12 protein-coding genes and 1 pseudogene are annotated in these 20,380 nt (G+C 61.0%); 7 read left to right on the forward strand and 6 right to left on the reverse strand.

All coding sequences use genetic code 11. The annotated features are described in order from the left end of the window. Positions 1-2 precede the first annotated feature (2 nt). The 3 genes from ACUN0E_RS33040 to ACUN0E_RS33050 form a co-directional block, all read right to left on the reverse strand. On the reverse strand, positions 3-944 hold the full coding sequence (locus ACUN0E_RS33040; RefSeq protein ID WP_445569232.1) for a carbohydrate ABC transporter permease: 942 nt from the start codon (positions 942-944) through the stop codon (positions 3-5). A gap of 75 nt (positions 945-1,019) precedes the next feature. Then, positions 1,020-2,342 (reverse strand): ABC transporter substrate-binding protein, encoded by a 1,323-nt coding sequence (locus ACUN0E_RS33045; protein WP_445569233.1) that lies wholly within the window; start codon positions 2,340-2,342, stop codon positions 1,020-1,022. Between the two features lie 95 nt (positions 2,343-2,437). Beyond that, a complete protein-coding gene (locus tag ACUN0E_RS33050; protein WP_445569234.1) occupies positions 2,438-3,502 on the reverse strand; it encodes an ABC transporter ATP-binding protein in 1,065 nt (354 codons plus the stop codon). Positions 3,503-3,695: 193 nt separating this feature from the next. Here ACUN0E_RS33050 and ACUN0E_RS33055 point away from each other — a divergent pair, with 193 nt between their 5' ends. From ACUN0E_RS33055 to ACUN0E_RS33075, 5 genes are all read left to right on the forward strand, one after another. After that, the gene (locus ACUN0E_RS33055) at positions 3,696-4,547 is read left to right on the forward strand and encodes an IclR family transcriptional regulator (RefSeq protein ID WP_445569235.1); all 852 of its coding nucleotides are present in this window, start codon (positions 3,696-3,698) and stop codon (positions 4,545-4,547) included. Between the two features lie 691 nt (positions 4,548-5,238). Further along, the gene (locus ACUN0E_RS33060) at positions 5,239-6,519 is read left to right on the forward strand and encodes an efflux RND transporter periplasmic adaptor subunit (protein ID WP_445569236.1); all 1,281 of its coding nucleotides are present in this window, start codon (positions 5,239-5,241) and stop codon (positions 6,517-6,519) included. Between the two features lie 15 nt (positions 6,520-6,534). After that, a complete protein-coding gene (locus tag ACUN0E_RS33065) occupies positions 6,535-9,666 on the forward strand; it encodes an efflux RND transporter permease subunit (RefSeq protein WP_445569237.1) in 3,132 nt (1,043 codons plus the stop codon). Beyond that, positions 9,663-12,986: an efflux RND transporter permease subunit gene (locus ACUN0E_RS33070; protein ID WP_445569238.1), complete on the forward strand. Its 3,324-nt coding sequence runs from the start codon at positions 9,663-9,665 to the stop codon at positions 12,984-12,986. The genes ACUN0E_RS33065 and ACUN0E_RS33070 overlap by 4 nt, the downstream gene beginning before the upstream one ends. After that, positions 12,983-14,566 (forward strand): efflux transporter outer membrane subunit, encoded by a 1,584-nt coding sequence (locus ACUN0E_RS33075; protein ID WP_445569239.1) that lies wholly within the window; start codon positions 12,983-12,985, stop codon positions 14,564-14,566. Before ACUN0E_RS33070 ends, ACUN0E_RS33075 begins: the two co-directional genes overlap by 4 nt. Before the next feature lie 55 nt (positions 14,567-14,621). Here the strand turns inward: ACUN0E_RS33075 and ACUN0E_RS33080 are convergent, their stop codons facing one another. After that, positions 14,622-16,190, reverse strand: a complete 1,569-nt coding sequence (locus ACUN0E_RS33080) for a tetratricopeptide repeat protein (protein WP_445569240.1) — start codon at positions 16,188-16,190, stop codon at positions 14,622-14,624. 461 nt (positions 16,191-16,651) lie between these two features. On the opposite strand from ACUN0E_RS33080, the pseudogene ACUN0E_RS33085 reads away from it, so the two are divergent. Together ACUN0E_RS33085 and ACUN0E_RS33090 are read left to right on the forward strand one after the other, a co-directional pair. Further along, positions 16,652-17,591 (forward strand): annotated as a pseudogene (locus ACUN0E_RS33085) (aldo/keto reductase). A gap of 30 nt (positions 17,592-17,621) precedes the next feature. Beyond that, complete coding sequence (locus ACUN0E_RS33090; protein WP_445569241.1) at positions 17,622-18,005, forward strand: nuclear transport factor 2 family protein; 384 nt, start codon at positions 17,622-17,624, stop codon at positions 18,003-18,005. Positions 18,006-18,083: 78 nt separating this feature from the next. Here ACUN0E_RS33090 and ACUN0E_RS33095 read toward each other — a convergent pair whose 3' ends face one another. Further along, on the reverse strand, positions 18,084-19,100 hold the full coding sequence (locus tag ACUN0E_RS33095; RefSeq protein WP_445569242.1) for a 1-aminocyclopropane-1-carboxylate deaminase: 1,017 nt from the start codon (positions 19,098-19,100) through the stop codon (positions 18,084-18,086). Positions 19,101-19,760: 660 nt separating this feature from the next. After that, a complete protein-coding gene (locus ACUN0E_RS33100; RefSeq protein WP_445569243.1) occupies positions 19,761-20,363 on the reverse strand; it encodes a helix-turn-helix transcriptional regulator in 603 nt (200 codons plus the stop codon). Between the last annotated feature and the right edge of the window lie 17 nt (positions 20,364-20,380).

Here is a 20,380-nt window from a genome sequence, read left to right on the forward strand (position 1 = left end):
TGTCAGGCCGGCCCCATGTGTTTGCGCGCCGCGTTGAGTTTGCGGAAAAAGTACAGCGTGAACAGCACCGATACGAGCACCGACACGTAGCCGATGGCGTTCGCGTAACCCATGCGCGAATCGTCGTAGGCGATGCGGCCCACCATCGTCCAGAGCAGTTCGGTACGGCCGCCCGGACCGCCGTTGGTCATGATGCGCACGATGTCATAAGCCCGGCCGACGTCTAGCGAACGGATCGTCATCGCGATATAGATGAACGGCATCAGGTAAGGCAGCGTTACGTAACGGAAGGTTTGCCACGGCGTGCAGCCGTCGACTTTTGACGCTTCGATCGGATCCTTTGGGAGTGCCATCAGGCCAGCGAGCAGAATGACCGCGAACACCGGCGTCGAATTCCACACCTCCGCCGCGATCAGCGAAGCGAGCGCCGATTGCGCGTCGACCAGAAACGGAATCGTGGTCTTCAGTCCGAATACCGTTTGCAGTACATGGTTGACGACACCGGTGCTGTCGTTAAGCATGAACTTGAACTGAAAACCGACGAGCACTGGCGAAAACATCATCGGGAACATCATGATGGTGCGCAGCGCGCGCTGGCCTTGCACAATCTGGTTGAGCAGCAACGCGATTCCGAGGCCCAGCAACAGTTCCAGATTCAATGCAATCGTCAGGAACAGCACGGTACGACCGAACGCGGCCCAGAAATCCCCATTTGCAAACGCGCGCATATAGTTTCGCAGGCCGACGACGTTCCAGATCGTGTCCGGATCGATGAGCCTGTACGCGGTGAAACTCGTGTAGAGCGAAAAAAGCAACGGCAGCACAACGACGATCGCTACCGAAAAAAAAGCCGGCAGTAGCAGCCTCAACGGAACTGCCAGGCTCTCATTCAGAACCGGTCCGGGAGATTGTGCGGCAGGCGAATAGCGGATATTGAATCGCATATTGGAGCGCATGCTGAGGCAGGGGAAAACGGATCGACTGCATGGCGCGGCGCGCAGGCCGCGCCATGCATGTCACTAGTTGGATGCGTCCTGCATGATGTCGGAAACTTTTTTCGCCGCATCGTCAAGCGCCTGCTGGGACGATTTGTCGCCGATCAGCGCCTTCTGCAGTTCCGGCCACAGCGCGTTGGATATCTCGTCCCATTGCTGAATCCGCGGAGGCGTAAAGGCATCCTGCTGAGCCGCCGTGCTGAACACCGAGATCGCATGCGCCATATACGCATCCTGTTTCGCCTCGAACTCCTTCACGATCGCCTGCTGCGCATCGACCCGCGACGGAATCGTGCCGAGCCGCGCCTCCACCATCTGCGAATCGAGGCTGGTCAGGAACTGAATGAAGCTCGCTGCGACTTCCGGGCGGTCACAGGTCTTCGTGATCGAGAAGCTATGCGAGCCTGACCAGCCAGGCCGCTTGTTGGCAATGCCGAGCGGCGCCGGCACCACGCCAACGTTGCCAGCCAGTTTTGAAGTCTTCGGATCGTTGTAGAACGAAGCAAAGCCTGGCCAGTCAAGATCCAGTGCCACTTTGCCTGCAGCAAAGTTGTTGCCGAGATCGTCCCATACATAGCTCGGCACCCCCTTGGGTACGGCTCCCTCCTTGTATAGGTCCACGAACCAGTTCAGCGTCTTGACGCCGATCGGCGAGTTGAACACAGGACGATTTTTCCCATCCAGCAACTGCCCGCCATTGGCGATCAACAGCGAATAGAACGTGCCTGTGATTGCTTCGTCCTTGCCGGGGAATTGCGTGCCGTAAAAGTTCGGCGCTTTGGTGAAGAACTTCGCCTGCTGCGTGAATTCAACATAGTTCTTCGGCGGCGCGAGCGGCTCGCCAAACTGCTTGTGATAAGCGCTCTGGTTGGCCGGATCGGCGTAGGCCGCTTTGTTGTAGTAGAGCGCCTCAATGTCGACCGAGCGCGGAATCTGCACCAGATGCCCCTTTATTTCGGACTGCTTGAGCAGACTCGGCGAGAACGCCGCCAGGTAACTGGCCGGGAACAGGCCCTTCAGATCACGAAAAATCGGGTACTGTGCCGAGAAATTCGTGTGGTTGGACGACACGCAATAGTCGATATGACCCGATGCGATGTCCTGTTTCAACTCGCGATCGAGCTCGAAATGGCTCTTGCGCGATACGATCTCGACTTTCGCACCCGTCTGTTTTTCCCACAGCGGAATGCGCGTGTAGAGCGCCTCATACTGGACGCCGCCGATCAGCTTGACTCGCAGCGTGTAGCCTTTGTATTCGCCGTCGGCATGTGCGAGACCCGACGCGACAACACCCGCGAGCGCAAATACCGAAGCTGCGAGCCTGAACATGGTTTTATAACGCATCATTGTCTCCTCCTTTATGGATTCCGCCGTGGACCGCGCAGCTTGCCGGCGGCAACTGTGCAATGCGAGCCTCGCGGCGGTTTGGCTCGCCATCCTGTTTAGCGCAGCCGTCGCCCGCTGCTGCGGTCGAACACGAGTACCTTGGCGGGGTCCGCTAGCAGCGCGATGGTCGTGCCGGCACGCACATCGGTACGGCCGTTCAGCATGACGCAACAAGGCTGGCCGGCCACCGTGCCGAACAGCTCGGTTGCCGCACCGGTCGGCTCAACCACTTCGAGCGCGAACGGCATGCCGTCTGCGCCAGCAAGGCCGAGATGCTCGGGACGAATGCCGTACGTCACCTCCTGTCCGTGCGCGGCGTTGACGGATGGCGCGGGCAACGCGAACTCGCCGATGCGCACGCATGCGCCGTCCCCTTGCTGCTCGTAAATCCCCTTAAAGAAGTTCATTGCAGGCGAGCCGATGAAGCCCGCTACGAAGAGATTGTCGGGATCGTCATATAACGCAAGCGGTGTGCCGATCTGTTCGATCACGCCACCGTTGAGCACGACGATGCGGTCTGCCATCGTCATCGCCTCGATCTGGTCGTGAGTCACATAGACTGTCGTGGCACGCAGGCGCAGATGCAGCGCCTTGATCTCCGCGCGCATCTGCACGCGGAGCCTCGCATCGAGATTCGAGAGCGGCTCGTCGAACAGGAACACCTTCGGGTCGCGCACGATCGCGCGGCCCATCGCCACGCGTTGCCGCTGACCGCCCGACAGATGGCGGGGATGACGATCCAGCAGATCCTGCAGACCCAGCATGGTCGCCGCCTTTTGCGCCCGCGAGGCAATCTCCTGCGGATCGCGATTGCGCAGCTTGAGCGCGAACGTCAGATTTTCGAGCACGGTCATGTGCGGATAGAGCGCGTAGTTCTGGAAAACCATCGCGATATCGCGATCGCGCGGCGGCCGTGCATTGACGACCTCGCCGTCTATCAGGATGCGCCCGTGGCTGACGCTTTCGAGGCCCGCCAGCGCACGCAGCAGCGTGGATTTCCCGCATCCGCTCGGCCCGACCAGTACGACAAACTCCCCGTCCGGAACCTGCAGGTCGATCTGCTTCAACACCTCCTGTTCACCAAACGATTTTCTGACCTGCTCGAATGCTACGGCTGCCATCCGCCCTCCTTTCCGGGTCATTCAGTAACCGGCCGTTGAGCGCAACTGACCACTCTCGCCGTATCTCCAGGTAAATTGTATATATGAAACTCTATTTCATTGATGAAAAGTTAGTAGGTGTTTTCCCCGTCCGTCGAACGGGTCGTTTAACGCTCACACAACCTTCAGTCGCCCTACAATCCGTCTGGTTATCATGTGCGCCATTTCATCTGCGATTTCAGGAGGAAACTTGAACGCCAACGCACCGCGCTATTCGGCACCTGCACTGGAAAAAGGTCTGGACATCATCGAATTGCTGGCGGACCACGCGGAGGGTTTGTCTCTTGCGGAACTCGCAAAAGAACTCGGCCGTACCACCGCCGAAATATTCCGGATGGTCGTGACGCTGGAAACGCGCGGCTACCTTTGCAGCATCGGCGACCGGTACGTTCTATCGCTGCTGCTTTTCCAGCTGGCGCACCGGCATCAGCCCGTGCGCTCGCTAGTATCGAGCGCGCTGCCGCTGATGACACAACTCGCCAAAGAGGCCAGCCAGTCGTTTCATCTGTGCGTGTATCAGAAGGGACGCGTGCTGATCGTCGCCGGCGTCGAAAGTCCAGAGCGTTGGGGCTTTGCGTTGAAGGTCGGCACGTTGATTGGGCTCACCGATACCGCGTCGGGACAGGTACTGCTCGCCTTCCAGGAAGAACCGCAACGTGTCGAGATGTTCGAACTGCACGTTCCGGTGGACGGCGAACGGGCCATGGACCCGCAACAGCTTGCGAAGGACCTCTCGCAGATCCGCAAACACGGTAACGCACGTATGTCCAGCCGGCAGGTCAAGGGGGTGAAGAATCTGGCCTACCCTGTGTTCGGCCGGGACGGTCATGCCATTGCGGCACTGACTACGCCCTATATCGAGCGAATCGACGAGGCCCCCGTGCCGTCGATGGCCGAAGTCGGCGACATGATGAAACAGGCAGCGGAAACGCTTACTTCATTGATGGGTTTCAACGTCTATTGGGATGCGGCTTCGCAGCCCACCCAGCAATCCGATCGTCGATGAAACTGAAGGTGACCGGTCAGGCTAGGGTGCAAATTACGGGCGCGAGCGAAGAAAGGCTCATTCGCCATTGCATCATCCGACACGTGCCCTCGTATCGGACGCGCTGCCACATGAGTGATAACGCGGCCTAAATAATTTCAAAAAGCTTTCGGCGAATTTTGCCACTCGCCGTGACAGCCGTCCCCCCAAAAACCCCACGTTCAACCGTCCGTTGCCGCAGGCTGCCTGCTGGAATACACCCCACGGCGTCTTTCAGACCCCAACATGTTTCACGCTGGTAACTCAAGCCTTGCGCACACCCGGTACATTGATGCCATGCCTCGTCGCAATCGCTGTCCACCCGCTTCCACCAAGGCAAACATGAGCAATACACGGTCTGTCAGCAAGGCCCTCCCGGCAGTCAGCGACTCGCCGCACGCGCTATCCCGCCGGGCCATCTTGACCAAGCATTACCGCCGATTGCAAAGCGGGTTCATCGTCATGGGTCCAATCGCGAGGCCATAACGTCGCCTTGTGCCGGTCACCATGTGATGCATTTTGCGCAATCGCTTTGCTTGCGATTAGCTAACACCATGCCAAAAGCTCATTGAGTTGTGACAACGCACGAGAACCGTGGCATGTTCCCAAAATCCCGGCAGAGAATGACTCCCCGCCCGATCATCAACGGCAGCATCTGTTTTCGGAGATACCTATGAGCGAAGCCGTGTCCAAGCAACCAAAGCGCTCCCGACGCGGGCTCATTCTGTTTGCGGTTGTCGTGCTGGCGCTGATCGCGCTTGTCCTTGTCCACCTGTTGACCCGGAAGAAACCCACGAACAACGTCGCGCCCATTGTCGTCACCGTGGCGAGCGCGACACTCGGTTCGATGCCAGTGACGTTGAGCGAACTCGGCACGGTCACGCCGACCGCCACCGTCACCGTGCTGCCGCAGCTAAGCGGCTACCTCACGGCCGTCGGATATCACGAAGGCCAGGAAGTACAGAAAGGCCAGTTCCTCGCCCAGATCGATCCGCGCCAGTATCAGATCAGCAAGCAGCAGGCTCAGGCGACACTCGCCAAAGACCGCGCAACGCTGGCCCAGGCGCGTGCCGATCTTGTCCGCTTCACGCAGTTGAACGAGCGCAAGTCGATCGCCCAGCAGACCTTTGCGGATCAGCAATTCCTCGTGCAGCAGGACGAGGCTGCGGTCCAGGCCGATCTCGCCAACATCGCCCAGTTCGACCTCGACCTGACCTATTGCCGCATCACCGCGCCGGTCTCCGGCAAGGTCGGCCTGCGCCTGGTCGACCCGGGCAACTACGTGACGGCGTCATCGTCGACGGGGATCGTCGTCATCACCACCATCAAGCCGACTACCGTGCAGTTCACGGTGCCGCAAGACGCGCTGGCCTCCATCGTGCAGCGCCTGAATGGCGGCGCTACCTTGCCGGTCACCGCCTATTCCAGCGACAACGCGCACGAGGTTGCCACAGGCGCGCTCTACGCCGTCAGCAACCAGATGGCCACGGCGACCGGTACCGTCACCTTGCGCGCGACTTTCCCCAATGAAGACGAAGCGCTGTTCCCCAACGAGTTCGTCAACGTCAAGTTGCTGGTTGATACGATGCAGAATGCCGTGCTGGTGCCGACCGCCGCCGTGCAATCTGGCGCGCCGGGCGACTTCGTCTATCTGGTCAATGCTAACAATACGGTCTCCGTGCACAAGGTCAAGCTCGGCCCGAGCGACGGTAAGAACACGGTCATTGTGTCCGGCCTTGCCGCAGGCAATCACGTGGTCACGGACGGCACAGACCGGCTGAACGACGGCGCCAAAATCCAGGCGGCCAAGCCGAAACCCGCGGTGGGCGCCTCCGGCACGGCCACCGCCAGCGCGCCGGCCAGCGGCGCAGCAAGTGGCGCCGCCGCCGAGCCTGCCGCCTCCGAACCCGCTGCTGCATCCGCGGCGGCGTCGGCCAATGCTGCTTCGTCGTAGCAGGCTCACGCGCCGATGAACATTTCCCGCCTGTTTATTCTTCGACCGGTAGCCACGCTGCTGCTGATGATCGCCCTCGTGCTGGTGGGCCTCGTCGCCATGCGTGTGCTGCCGGTTTCATCGCTGCCCAACGTCGACTATCCGACCATCCAGGTGCAGACGTTCTATCCGGGCGCGAGCCCGGACGTGATGGCCACCACGGTCACGGCGCCGCTCGAAGTGCAGTTGGGCGAGATCCCCGGCTTGCAACAGATGACGTCGTATAGCTCGGACGGCGCGTCGGTCATCACGTTGCAGTTCGATCTGTCGCTGAACCTCGACATCGCCGAGCAGAACGTCCAGCAGGCCATCAACGCTTCCAACAGTTACCTGCCCTCCGGCCTGCCGGCGCCGCCGACGTATGCCAAGGTCAATCCGGCCGACCAGCCGATCCTGACGCTCGCGGTCACATCGAGGTCGATGTCGCTGACCCAGCTTGAAGACGTCGCCAACAACCGTCTCGGCACCAAGATTTCCGAAGTGTCGGGCGTGGGCGTGGTCACGACCAGCGGCGGCAATGTGCCGGCCATCCGCGTCGAAGCGGACCCGCACAAGCTGGCCGCCTACGGCCTGAACATCGACGATCTGCGCACGCTGCTCAGCTATGTCAACGTCAGCCAGCCGAAGGGCAATTTCGACGGCCCGGACCTCGATTACACGATCAACGGCAACGATCAGATCACCGATCCGAAAGACTATCTGGACACGGTGATCGCCTACCAGAACGGCGCTCCTGTATTCATGCGCGACGTCGCGCGGGTCAGTCAGGCCGCCCAGGACGTTGAGCGCGGTGCCTGGTACAACGGCACACCGGCCATCGTGCTCAACGTGCAGCGGCAACCGGGCGCGAACGTGATCGCGACCGTCGACCAGATCATGAAGCAACTGCCGCAGCTCGAATCCACGCTGCCGGCCGGCATGAAAGTGACCGTGGTGTCGGACAGCACGGGCGTGATCCGCTCGTCCGTCCACGACGCGGCGTTCGAACTGATCCTTGCCATCGTGCTGGTGATCGCGGTGATCTTTGTGTTTCTGCGCAACGTGCCGGCCACGCTGATCCCGAGCGTCTCGGTGCCGGTCTCGCTGATCGGCACGCTGGCCGTGATGTACCAGATGAACTACTCGATCGACAACCTTTCGCTAATGGCGCTCATCATCGCCACCGGCTTCGTGGTCGACGACTCGATCGTGATGATCGAGAACATCGTGCGTTATCTGGAGGAAGGCAAGACACCGCTCGAAGCCGCAATGGAAGGCGCGGGGCAGATCGGCTTCACGATTCTGTCGCTGACCATCTCGCTGATTGCCGTGCTGATTCCGCTGCTCTTCATGGGCGGCGTGATCGGGCGTCTGTTCAGCGAATTCGCAGTGACGCTTGCCGTCACCATCGTGATATCCGCAATCGTCTCGCTGACCGTGGTGCCGATGCTCTGCGCGCGCATGTTGCGCGCGCAGGCCGAGCGTCATCCGAGTCGCTTTGAGCGGATCAGCGAGGGCCTGTTCGACAAGACGCTCGCCGCCTATGAACGCGGGCTGCGCTGGGTGCTGGATCACCAGGTGCTGACGCTCATGGTGGCCGTCGGCACGGTCGTGCTGACCGGCATCCTGTACGTGGTGATTCCGAAGGGCCTCTTTCCCGTGCAGGATGTCGGCGTGATCGAGGGGATCAGCGTGGCCGATAACTCGGTGTCGTACACCGCGATGGTGAATCGCCAGGGCGCGCTTGCCGATGCGATCCTGAAAGACCCGGATGTCACCTCGCTGACCTCTTACGTGGGTATCGACGGCACCAATTCGACGCTGAACAATGGCCGCTTCCTGATCAATCTGCGCGATCGCGACAAGCGTTCCGACACGGCGCAAGAGGTGGCGCGCCGTCTGCAACAGGAAGTCGCCAGTGTGCCGGGCGTCAGGCTCTACATGCAGCCTGAGCAGGATCTGACGCTCGACACGACGGTCTCGCCGAACCAGTACAGCTTCGTGCTGCGCGGACCGAGCCAGCAGGCGTTCCAGAAGTACGTGCCGGAACTGGTTGCGAAGCTGAAGCAGATTCCGTCGCTCGCCGACGTACAAAGCGACATGAATACCGACGGCCTCAGCGTGAACGTCGAAGTCAACCGGCAACTGGCGGCGCGCTTCGGCATTACGCCCGCGACAATCGACAACGCGCTGTACGACGCGCTCGGCCAGCGGATCGTTTCGACCATCTTCGAGCAGTCGAACCAGTACCGCGTGATTCTCGTCGCCAAACCGGAATCGTTGCCGAACGTGCAGTCGATCGGCAACCTGTATCTGCCGAGTCAGACCAGCAGCACGGGCCAGGTGCCGCTGTCGGGCATCGCGAAGATCCAGATCACGAAGTCGCCGCTCGTGATCAGCCATCTGGCGCAGTTCCCATCGGTCACCATCTCGTTCAACCTCGCGAAAGATGCGTCGCTGAGCACCGCCGTCAAGGCCATCCATCAGGCCGAACAGTCGGTGAACCTGCCGCCGTCGATCACCTCGTCGCTGCAGGGCGCGGCCCAGGCATTCGAAGATTCGCTGTCGAGCGAAGTCTATCTGCTGATTGCAGCGCTGGTCGCGGTGTATATCGTGCTCGGCGTGCTGTATGAGAGCTTCATCCATCCGGTAACGATTCTCTCCACGCTGCCCTCGGCGGGCATCGGCGCCCTGCTCGCGCTGATGATCGCCGGCAGCGACCTGGATGTGATCGGCATCATCGGCATCGTGCTGCTCATTGGTATCGTCAAGAAGAACGCCATCATGATGGTCGACTTCGCACTGGACGCTGAACGCAATCACGGCAAGCCACCGCGTGAGGCGATCTTCGAGGCGTCGCTGCTGCGTTTCCGCCCGATCCTGATGACCACGCTCGCCGCCATGCTCGGCGCGCTGCCAATGCTGCTCGGCTCCGGTACGGGTTCCGAATTGCGCCGGCCGCTGGGGATCGCGATCATCGGCGGTCTGACGCTAAGCCAGATGCTGACGCTCTTCACCACGCCCGTGATCTATCTGTTCTTCGACAGAATGGCCGAGCGTACGAGACGCTGGCGCAACCGCAATAAACCGGAGAATTCACCGCCCAGCGGAGCGGAGGATACGCCTTGAACATCTCGGCGTTATTCATCCGGCGGCCCGTCGCGACCACGCTTCTGGCCATCGCGATCCTGATCTCGGGGGCGCTCGCCTACTTCCGGCTGCCGGTTGCGCCGTTGCCGAACATCGCCTTTCCGGTGATCGTGGTGCAGGCGAACATGGCGGGTGCGAGCCCGAACATCATGGCGTCCACAGTGGCCGAGCCGCTCGAACGGCGACTTGCCACCATTGCCGATGTCGAAGAACTGACTTCGATCAGCTACGTCGGCTCGTCGATGATCATTATCGAATTCGGGCTGAAGCGCGACATCAACGGCGCCGCGCGCGACGTCGAAGCGGCCATCCAGGCGGCGCGCGCCGACTTGCCGACCACGCTGCGCAGCAATCCGAGCTATCGCCAGTACAACCCGGCGGATGCCCCCATCATGGTGCTCTCGCTGACATCGGACACGCTCACCAAGGCACAGCTCTACGATTCCGCGGATTCGGTCATCCAGCAGCAGCTCTCGCAGGTCAACGGTGTGGGCCAGATCACGCTCGGCGGCGGCGCGTTGCCCTCGGTGCGCGTCGAGTTGCAGCCGGGTAAGCTGAACAGCTACGGCATCGGTCTGGAAGACGTGCGCGCGGCGATCAGCGCAGCCAACGCGAACAGCGCGAAAGGCCATCTCGACGAGGGTGACCAGCGCTACGTGGTCACGTCCAACGACCAGATTAGTCATGCTGCGCCGTACAAAGACCTGGTGGTCGCCTACCGTAACGGCGCGCCGGTCCAGTTGCGCGACGTGGCTCAGGTCAGGGACTCGAACGAAAATATCCGCAATGCCGGGCTCTTCAACGGCAAGTCCGCCATTCTCGTGATCGTATATCCGATGCCCGGCAGCAATGTCGTGAGCACCGTCGCGCAGATCCGCAAGGTCCTGCCGTCAATCGAAGCGACACTACCGAGCAGTGTGCACGTGGACATTGCGGTCGACCGCTCGGAGTCGGTCAGAGCGTCGGTGGGCGATACGGAGCGCACGCTGTTCATCGCCGTGCTGCTGGTGGTGGGTGTGGTGTTCATTTTCCTGCAATCGCCGCGCGCCACGCTGGTGCCGGCCGTCGCGCTGCCGCTGTCGATCGTGGGCACCTTCGGGCCGATGTACCTGCTCGGCTACAGCATCGACAACCTTTCGCTGATGGCGCTCACCATCGGTACCGGCTTCGTGGTCGACGACGCGGTGGTGGTGCTGGAAAACATCGTGCGTCACATGGAGTTGGGGCTCAGTCCGAAAGAGGCGGCCTTGAAAGGCAGCGGCGAGGTGGGCTTCACCGTGATCTCGATGAGTCTGTCGTTGATTGCGGTGTTCCTCCCCATCATGCTGATGCCGGGCGTCGTCGGCCTGCTGTTCCATGAGTTCGCGGTCACACTGTCCGTCGCCATTCTGATCTCGCTGGTGATTTCGCTGACGGTCACACCGGCCATGTGCGCCTACGTGCTGAGCCGCGACAACGCCGGGCATTCGAAAGCCCGTTGGGCGACGTGGATCGAAAAGCAGTTCGATCGCTTCAGGAATGCCTATGCGCGCTCGCTCGCGGCCGTACTGGACCATGCACTGCTGGTCATCCTGCTGTTGATTGGCCTCCTCGTCGCCAACGTGTTCCTGTTCAAGCTGGTGCCGGCCACCTTCTTTCCCGAGCAGGACACGGGCATCCTGATTGGCCAGATCATCGCTGACCAGAGCATCTCCTTTCCAGCGATGCAAAAGAAGCTCACGCAATTGCAGGAGATCGTGCAGAAGGATCCGGCAGTGGCGTCGGTCGCCGGCTTTACCGGCGGCCGCGCACTCAATAGCGCGAACGTGTTCATCGAACTCAAGCCGCTGGCGCAACGCCATGCCACGGCCACCGAAGTCGTGAACCGCCTGCGGCCCAAGCTCAATGGGGTCTCGGGCGCGCGGCTCTTTATCCAGGCACAGCAGGATCTGCGAATCGGCGGACGGCAATCCGCCGCCGAGTATCAGTACACACTCACCAGCGACGATTCCGCCGCGCTGTTCAAGTGGACGCCGCTACTCGTCGCTGCGCTTGGCAAGGAGCGCGGACAGTTGCTCGATGTGAACTCGGATTTGCAGCAGAACGGTCTGCAGACCTACGTCACCATCAATCGCTCGACGGCGGCGCGCTACGGCTTTGCGCCGAACCAGGTCGACAACGTGCTGTATGACGCGTTCGGCCAGCGGACGGTGTCGACCATCTATAACCCGCTCAACCAGTATTTCGTGGTGATGGAAGTGGCGCCGGATTACTGGCAGTACCCGCAAGCGCTCAACCAGATTTACCTGAGCACGGCGTCGGGCAACGCCACCGGCACCGCGGGCACGCAGATGCCGGGTGCCACCGTGTCGGGCGTGACGGTGGCGACCGAAGCCGGCACCACCACTTCGTCGGGCACAAACACGCTCAACTCGAACGCGCAAGCCAACGCGACCACCAATAGCATCGCCAACAGCAAGGGCGGCAATTCGACCGGCAGTGCAGACAGCACGTCGGCTGAAACCATGGTGCCGCTGGCGGCGCTGGCATCGTACTCGAACAGCCACACGTCGACACAGGTGAACCACCAGAGCGGCCTCGTGGCCGCGACGATTTCGTTCAACCTGCCGGCAGGCGGTTCGTTGAGCCAGGCGGCCGTGTCGATCAACAACACGATTCGCGAGATCGGCATGCCCGCCAGTATCCACGGATCGTTTGCCGGTGCGGCGGCGGCCTACTCGCAGTCCATGGGGACGGTGCCGCTGCTGATCCTGGCGGCGCTCGGCGTGGTGTATATCGTGCTCGGCGTGTTGTACGAAAGCTCGATCCACCCGCTGACCATCCTGTCGACGCTGCCGTCCGCGGGCATCGGCGCGACGCTGGCATTGCTGATTTTCGGCACACCGTTCTCGGTGATCGCGATGATCGGCATCATCCTGCTGATCGGTATCGTCAAGAAGAACGGCATCATGATGGTCGACGTCGCGATCCACTTGCAGCGCAGCGAAGGCATGCCGGCGAAGGAAGCGATTCACTCGGCCGCCGTGGTCCGTCTGCGGCCGATCATGATGACCACATTCGCGGCCGTGCTCGGCGCGGTGCCGCTGGCCATCGGCATTGGCCAGGGCGCTTCGCTGCGCCAACCGCTCGGCATCACGGTAATGGGTGGCCTGATCCTGAGTCAGGTCTTTACCCTGTACACAACGCCGGTGATCTACCTCTACCTCGACCGCTTGCGTTTCAAGCTGGTCAGATGGTCCGCCAACCTGCCATGGAATCGCGACGCGCAGCAACCCGGACAACCGGATACGAGGGCATGACGATGAAGATTTCCCGTAACCGCTTTGGGTCGCCAGGTGAGCCACCTGGTGGACCGCTCGATGGACCGCCCGGTGACCCGCTCAACCGCGTTGGCCGCCTTGGCTCCCTGCGCCCGCTGGCCGTCGCGACGCTGGCCCTGCTGGCGAGCGGCTGCATGGTCGGCCCGGACTACCACCGGCCGCCAGTCAACGTGGCCGCCACCTACTCGGAGTTGCCGGGCTGGACGCAAGCCGAGCCCGCGGCGGAGAAACCGAAGGGCGACTGGTGGACGGCCTTCAACGATCCGCTGATCGACCAGCTCGAACCGCTGGTGTCGGTATCGAACCAGACCGTGCGCGCGGACTACGCGAACTATCAGGAAGCGCTGGCAGAAGTGCGAGCAGCGCGTGCCGGTCTGTTCCCGACCATCGGCGCAACCGGTTCGGGCACCAAGGCGCGTAGCTCGGTCGGCAATGCCGCCAGAGTGGTCAACTCGGCCTCGCTGGAAGGCAACGTCAGCTGGGCGCCTGACCTGTGGGGCCAGGTGCGGCGCACGATCGAAGAAAACGCCGCGACGGCGCAATCGAGCGAAGCGACGCTCGCCAATGCGACGCTCTCCGAGCAGGTGGCGCTGGCCACGGCGATTATCCAACTGCGCACCAGCGACGCCAATATCGACCTTCTGCAGAAGACGGTCGTGGCCTACCAGCACTTTCTGGACGTCGTGTCCGACCAGGATCAGGCGGGCACCATCCCGCCGTCCGACGTGATCTCTGCCCGCACCCAGCTCGAGACGGCGCAGTCCAATCTGATCGCGCTCGGCGTGGCGCGCGCTCAAGACGCGCACGCGATCGCCGTGTTGGTGGGCAAGAATCCGGAAGAGCTGTCGATTACGCACAGCACCACGATGCCGACGCTGCCGGGCGTGCCCGTCGGCGTGCCGTCGACGCTGCTCGAACGCCGGCCCGACATCGCCGCCGCCGAGCGCAAGATGGCTGCGCAAAACGCGGCGATCGGCGTGGCGGTGTCAGCGTATTACCCGGCGATTTCCCTCTCCGGGCTGGCCGGCCTCACGCAGTCGCCGTTGTCCGGTCTGTTCAACGTGGCCAACTACGTCTGGTCACTGGGCGGCAGCGCCACCGAAACGCTGTTCGACGGCGGCTTGCGCAGCGCGGACGTCGACGCGGCGAAAGCAGCCTACGACGCGGCCGTCGCGAACTACCGGGGCACGGTGCTGACGGCATTCCAGAACGTTGAAGATGACTTGAGCGGCTTGCGGATCCTGACCGAACAATCGGCCGTCCTGGATACGGCCGTGAAAGACGCGACCCGTGGCGCCGAAATCGCGTTCAACGAGTATCAGGCCGGTACGGTGGACTACACGACGGTGGCGACCGCGCAGGCCACACAGTTGAGCGCCCAGCAGACCGCGCTGAATGTTCAGGAGACGCGCCTGCTGGACGCGGCGTCGCTATTCGGCGATCTGGGCGGCGGCTGGTCGGCAGACCAGTTGCATGATCCGCGGCACCCGGACCGGCAGGCAGCGCCTGCGCAGACGGGGGATGCGGCAGCGGGAACGGTGGACGCGAAGGCGCAGTGATTTTGAAGGGTCGCGGAGGGTGGCTTCTCCGAAGTCATCATCTCCCCGCCTCCCTTTACCCTGCGAATGTCCTGGCGCACGCATGCCGTACCTGTTCGATAACCGCAGGCCATTTCCCGCCCAAAGGCTGGCGGAACAGGCGAATCGTCTCGGGATACCAGGGGGAGTCTGTGCGTTCGTGCATCCAGCGCCAGTCGACCTCCTCTGCCGGCAGTATGACCCAGCACGGCGTACCAACCGATGCGGCGAGATGCGCAATCGACGTATCCACGCAGACGACAAGATCGAGTTGCGCGACGATCGCGGCGCTGTCGGCCATATCCGCTACGTCAGACCCGAGATGCAGCAATGGTTGGCCAACAGGCGGCGATTGGGCCTCGTCCTCGCCCTCACCCTTTTGCAGACTCACGAAACTGACGCCCGGGATGCTCCAGAGTGGCGCCAGCATCGCAAGAGATCGCAGCGACCGGTTTGCATCGTTCTGATGTTGGGCGCTACCTTTCCATACGAGACCGATCCTGCGACCGGAAGGAAGTCCTGCGAGGCGCGCGCACCAGGATTCGACGAGCGACGGGTCCACTTCCAGTCGGACGGGCGGCGGGATCGTTTCCATCGTTGTGCCCATATACAGCGGCGCGCTCAATGGGCTCGTCCAATAGTCGTAATTCGCCGCGGCCGCCCATCCAGCCTCGTGAGTCAGCACCACGTCTACGCCCTCAACCGCAGCGAAGAGCCGGTGCAGCGCGGGAGCGCAGGCGAACGCGATTTCGGCCGCCCCTTGCGCCTTGAGAAGCGAAAAGTAGCGGCCAAAATGAATCGCATCGCCAAGTCCGCCCTCCTGCCAGACCAGCAGCTTTTTTGCTGCCAGCGCTTCGCCGCGCCAACGGGGACGGTTAATGACTTTCTGCGTCTTATGTTGCATGGACCTGGGATCCGCGTGACGCTCGTCATATAACCGCCATCCTTCCTCGAAGCGCCCCATGCTGATTAGCAGGATGGCCAGAGCGAACTTCGCCATGGGGTAATCGCCGCGAATCGAGAGCGCCTGCCGGTAGGCGGCCTCGGCTTCCGGCAGGCGTCCGAGCTCCTTCAGTACATTGCCGAGGTTGCTGTAGCCCATGATGAAGCCAGGGCTCGTTTCAACTGCCCGCTGATACGCTTGCGCGGCTTCGCACCAACGGCCGAGCGGCCTTAGCACGACGCCGAGGTTGTAATGAAACTCAGCGCGATCAGGGCACATGAGCGACGCTTGCCGATAAGCCGCCTCTGCTTCGGAGAAGCGCCCCTGGTCCTGCAGCATCGACCCGAGCTGGTTGTGGACATCGGCAAGATCGGGGCGGACTTCCAGCAATTGCCGAAAAAGCACCTCCATGTCATGCAGGCGGTTGAGTCCTTTCAGCAGGGTGCCGAGATTCATGTACGCGTCCACGAATCCCGAGTCCGCTTCGATCGAACGGCGCCAATACGACTCGGCATCGCCGAGCAGGCCCAGGCCGAGCGAACTGACCGCTGCGATCTGCAACGCCTCGGCCAAAAGGTTGTCCGCTAACGGCGGCTGCATCTCGAGCAGCGGCTTCACCTTCTCCAGGGCATCGGTGAATCTTGCCGATTGATCTGGCTGCACTGCCGGCCCGTTATTACCCGTGTCGGCGGGCTCACCGTCAGATGATGAACGCATAGTGGATAAGAGCGATTAGAACGTAACGTTTTGTATTTGCGCTGGATAGCATGCGTGCATATCAAATCGAAGAACTGGCGACAATCAGCATTAGCCATGTCGCGCAGTTTGGGCGCATCTGGTCACACTGTCGCGATTTTTCCTTTAAATGTTCGCTGCGCACCTGCCGGTCAGGTTCCGAAAACGCACTTCCCAGGATCAGGCTACCATCACCCACTGTGTGTTCTTCCCTCCCGGCAGCCTCCACTGCCACCCCGTTATTCGTTTGCTACACTTGATCGGGAAGATAAAGCGGTTAACCGACTCGAGTAGGTTGACGTTTTTCTGTTCATGAACCTGGTGCCGCAATTGCAGACCCAAGCGTCGGTCCTTCGTTGCAGGGCATGAAATAGCGCGGAGGTGTCGCCATGATTGAGTCTTCCGATTTCCGGAGCAAAAAGATAGCGCTTAATCACGGAGGCGGCCGCCTGCCCGCGCTCGGATTTGGCACGCTGATTCCCGGCAGCCACGACTACGCGTGCTACCAGAGACGCGCTGGAAGCCGGCTATCGGCACTTTGATTGTGCCGAGCGATATCGGAATGAGCGCGAGGTGGGCGAGGCGCTACGAATAGAACTTACTGCTGGAGGGATCGCGCGCGAAGACATCTTCGTGACCACAAAATTGTGGAACTCCAATCATCGGCCCGTTCGTGTCGAACCGGCTTTCGAAGCAAGTCTTGAAAGGCTCGGGCTCGACTCTCTTGATCTCTATCTGATACACACCCCGTTTGCATTTCAACCGGGAGACGAGCAGGACCCGCGCGATGAAAACGGCGATGTCATCTACGATAAAGGCGTGACTTTGCTGGACACGTGGAGGGCGATGGAAGATCTCGTCGACCATGGAAGATGCCGGGCCATCGGACTGTCCGATATCGGCCTGAACGAATTGCAGCCTCTCTATGAATCGGCACGAATCAAGCCGGCAGTGGTGCAGGTCGAAGCACATCCGTATCTTCCAGAAACGGAACTTCTGGAATTCTGCAAAGAGAAAGAGATCGTGTTTTTGGCCTTTGCGCCATTGGGTCACGGAATCAGGCCTGGGCCGGTTGAGGATCCAGTTGTCTCGCAGATTGCCGCGCGAATTGGCAAGACGCCGGCGCAGGTGCTGCTTGCCTGGGCGATCCAGCGTGGCGGGGCTTTGCTCACCACCCCCAAAACTGCGGCCCGCGCGCGAGAGAATTTCGATATCTCCGCGCTTCCGGCAGACGCGTTCGACGAGATCAACCGGATCGAGACGAGGCAGAGGTTCAACGAAGTCGTCAAGACGGGCAGTCCCGGGTTTATTCCGCGACGTACGTCATAGATAAACGTGAACGGTATCCGGAGGCACGCTATGCAGGACAACCAAATACGTGAAGCCCTGAACGCGCACTGGCACGCGTCGGCGGCCGACAATCTCGACGCGGAACACGATATTTACGATGACGATGCCATCTGTGACTATCCCCAATCAGGTGAACGAATTCTCGGGCGAATTAATTTGCAGGCACTGCGGAGTCATCACCCAGATAAGCCATCGGGTTTCGAGGTCAGGAGAATTCAAGGGGAAGGTAATCTCTGGGTCACGGAATACACCATCGCCTATGAGGGGCGAACGGCTTACACGGTAAGCATTATGGCGTTCCGCAACGGCAAGGTCGTTCACGAGACCCAGTATTTTTCGGAATCCTTTGAGGCACCGGCTTGGCGGAGTCGGTGGGTCCAGCAGATCGCGTGACGTCGCGTTGTGGCGAGATCGCGTTGGCACGTATCGCTCGTGCCCGACTGCGAAAGACAATCGGGCACAAGCAGGGCTTCAGCCGTTCTTGAACAGGAAGCTATAAGCGTTCAACGCGGGCACCCCGCCGAGATGCGCATACAGCACGCGCGAGCCATCGGGAAACGCTCCTCGCCGAACCTTATCGATCATGCCCTGCATCGATTTGCCCTCGTACACCGGATCGGTCAACATGCCCTCCAGCTTCGCGCTGAGTCGAATCGCCTCGAGCGTACCCTCCGACGGAAGACCATATTCAGGACCGCCATAGCGCGTATCCAATACCACGTCCTCGTCGCGAATTGGGCGGCCAAGCTCCACGAGCTCGGCTGTGTGGCGCGCGATGCGCAGAATCTGATTGCGCGTCTGCTCCGGTTTTGCCGACGCGTCGATGCCGATCACCCGGTCAGCACGGCCATCCCTCGCAAAGCCGACCACCATGCCGGCCTGCGTGCTGCCCGTCACCGAACAGACGACGATGTAGTCGAACCGGAAGCCAAGTTCAGCCTCCTGCGCACGCACTTCCTCCGCGAATCCGACGAACCCCAGTCCGCCGAGCGGATGTTCGGAACATCCTGCGGGAATCGGATAAGGCTTCCCGCCCGCATCGCGAACGCTTTGCATCGCCTGTTCCCAACTGGGACGGATGCCGATGTCGAAACCGTCGCTGACCAGTCGCACATCCGCGCCCATCATGCGCGACATCTGGATGTTGCCCACGCGGTCATAGACAGCGTCCGAGTAATTGACCCAGTTCTCCTGAACCAGCACGCACTTCAGACCAAGATGAGCAGCGACGGCTGCTACCTGCCGGGTCTGGTTCGACTGAATGCCGCCGATCGACACCAGTGTGTCGGCGCCCTGTGCCAATGCATCGGGAATGATGTATTCCAGCTTGCGCGTCTTGTTGCCGCCGAACGCCAGACCGCTATTGCAGTCTTCCCGCTTGGCGTAGAGGTGAACTTTGCCTCCGAGGGATTCGCTCAGGCGAGGCAGCGCATGGATCGCGGTAGGACCAAAGGTCAGCTTGTGACGAGGAAAACGATCAAGGTTCACGCAAGTTCTCCGAATGGATAGGACGGTGGACTTCGTCGCCGGACATCTCACGTCGACGGCATACCATCAAATCTTAGAGAAAATCGTGCGAAACATGGTTGCGAATATTTTGGTTATGACCATCTATTGATGGTGTTTTATCGCAATACAGCAAACTGAAATTTCTTCCAGAATATTGAAAACGAAACAAAATTGCGTACGCAAATTTGCGTATCAGACGTGCCCCGCCCTGAACCTGATCGAACCGGCAAGGAGATCCCGCGCGCGTCAGAAAAACTCATCAACCCCGAACGTCGCTTTGGCCGCCAAGGTCGCGTTGAGTCCGCCTGCGTGCCTTCCTGCGACGAAGCAGGACGACGTCGGCACATGTGTGACCCGATCGTCACCCCTCTGATTAGCAGGATAGGTTGGGCGCGCTGTTTCGAGTAGCATCAGTCCCTGCATACCGGCTTGACTGTGTCGTCGGCAGTTTTGGAAGCGCGACCGTTAAGCCACAATAATTCGAAAGAGCCGGAAACCTGAGAGAACAAGATGAGAGCCCGGAAAACGCGTGCAAAAGCGGCGGGCTCAGCGTGGGAAAAGCCACTCCACAATACCTACTCGCAAGGCTAGCGAGTACCTTCGTGCGCGGGCGGTCGTCCCGCGTGGGAACAGCCGCGCCTATCTGGCGCCCGGCTGGGCGGTGCCATTGGAAAGATGCTTGAGCCACAGGCTCATCAAGCCCGCTCGTCCTCGCACACCGTATTTGCGGAAAATCCCGGTGATATAGGAATGTGTGGTCGATGCGGCGAGGCCAAGTCGCTCGGCGATCTGTTTCTCGGTCGCCTCGGTGAGCAACAGTTCGACAACCCTGCGTTCGTACGGAGCAAGAACAGACAACAACGCTGAGGGTGCGGACTCCCGGCGACGGAGTTCTGTCACGTCGCGGGCTACACCGACACGCAGGCGCTCGTGCTCCATCCAGCGTGCGGACCACGTGACGTAGACGTCGTTTCCATTCTTATGACGATAGCGGTTCTCAAAGCCGACCCGCTTGCGGCCGGCGAGGACCTCCTTCGCTTCGTTGCGCGTGGCGTCCTGGTCGGCTGGGACCACGAAATCGATGATGAACTGATCGACAAAATCGCCCGGCACGTAGCCAAATATATCCTCGCATGCAGGACTGGCATGGCGTATACGTCCCTGCTCATTCACGAGAAAGATTGCGTCGGGCGAAAAATCCGCGGCAGCGGTGACAAGATCTTCGATGAGTTCGCGTTTCATGGCCGGGTTGACTCCTG

This window comes from Paraburkholderia sp. D1E (assembly GCF_052682275.1).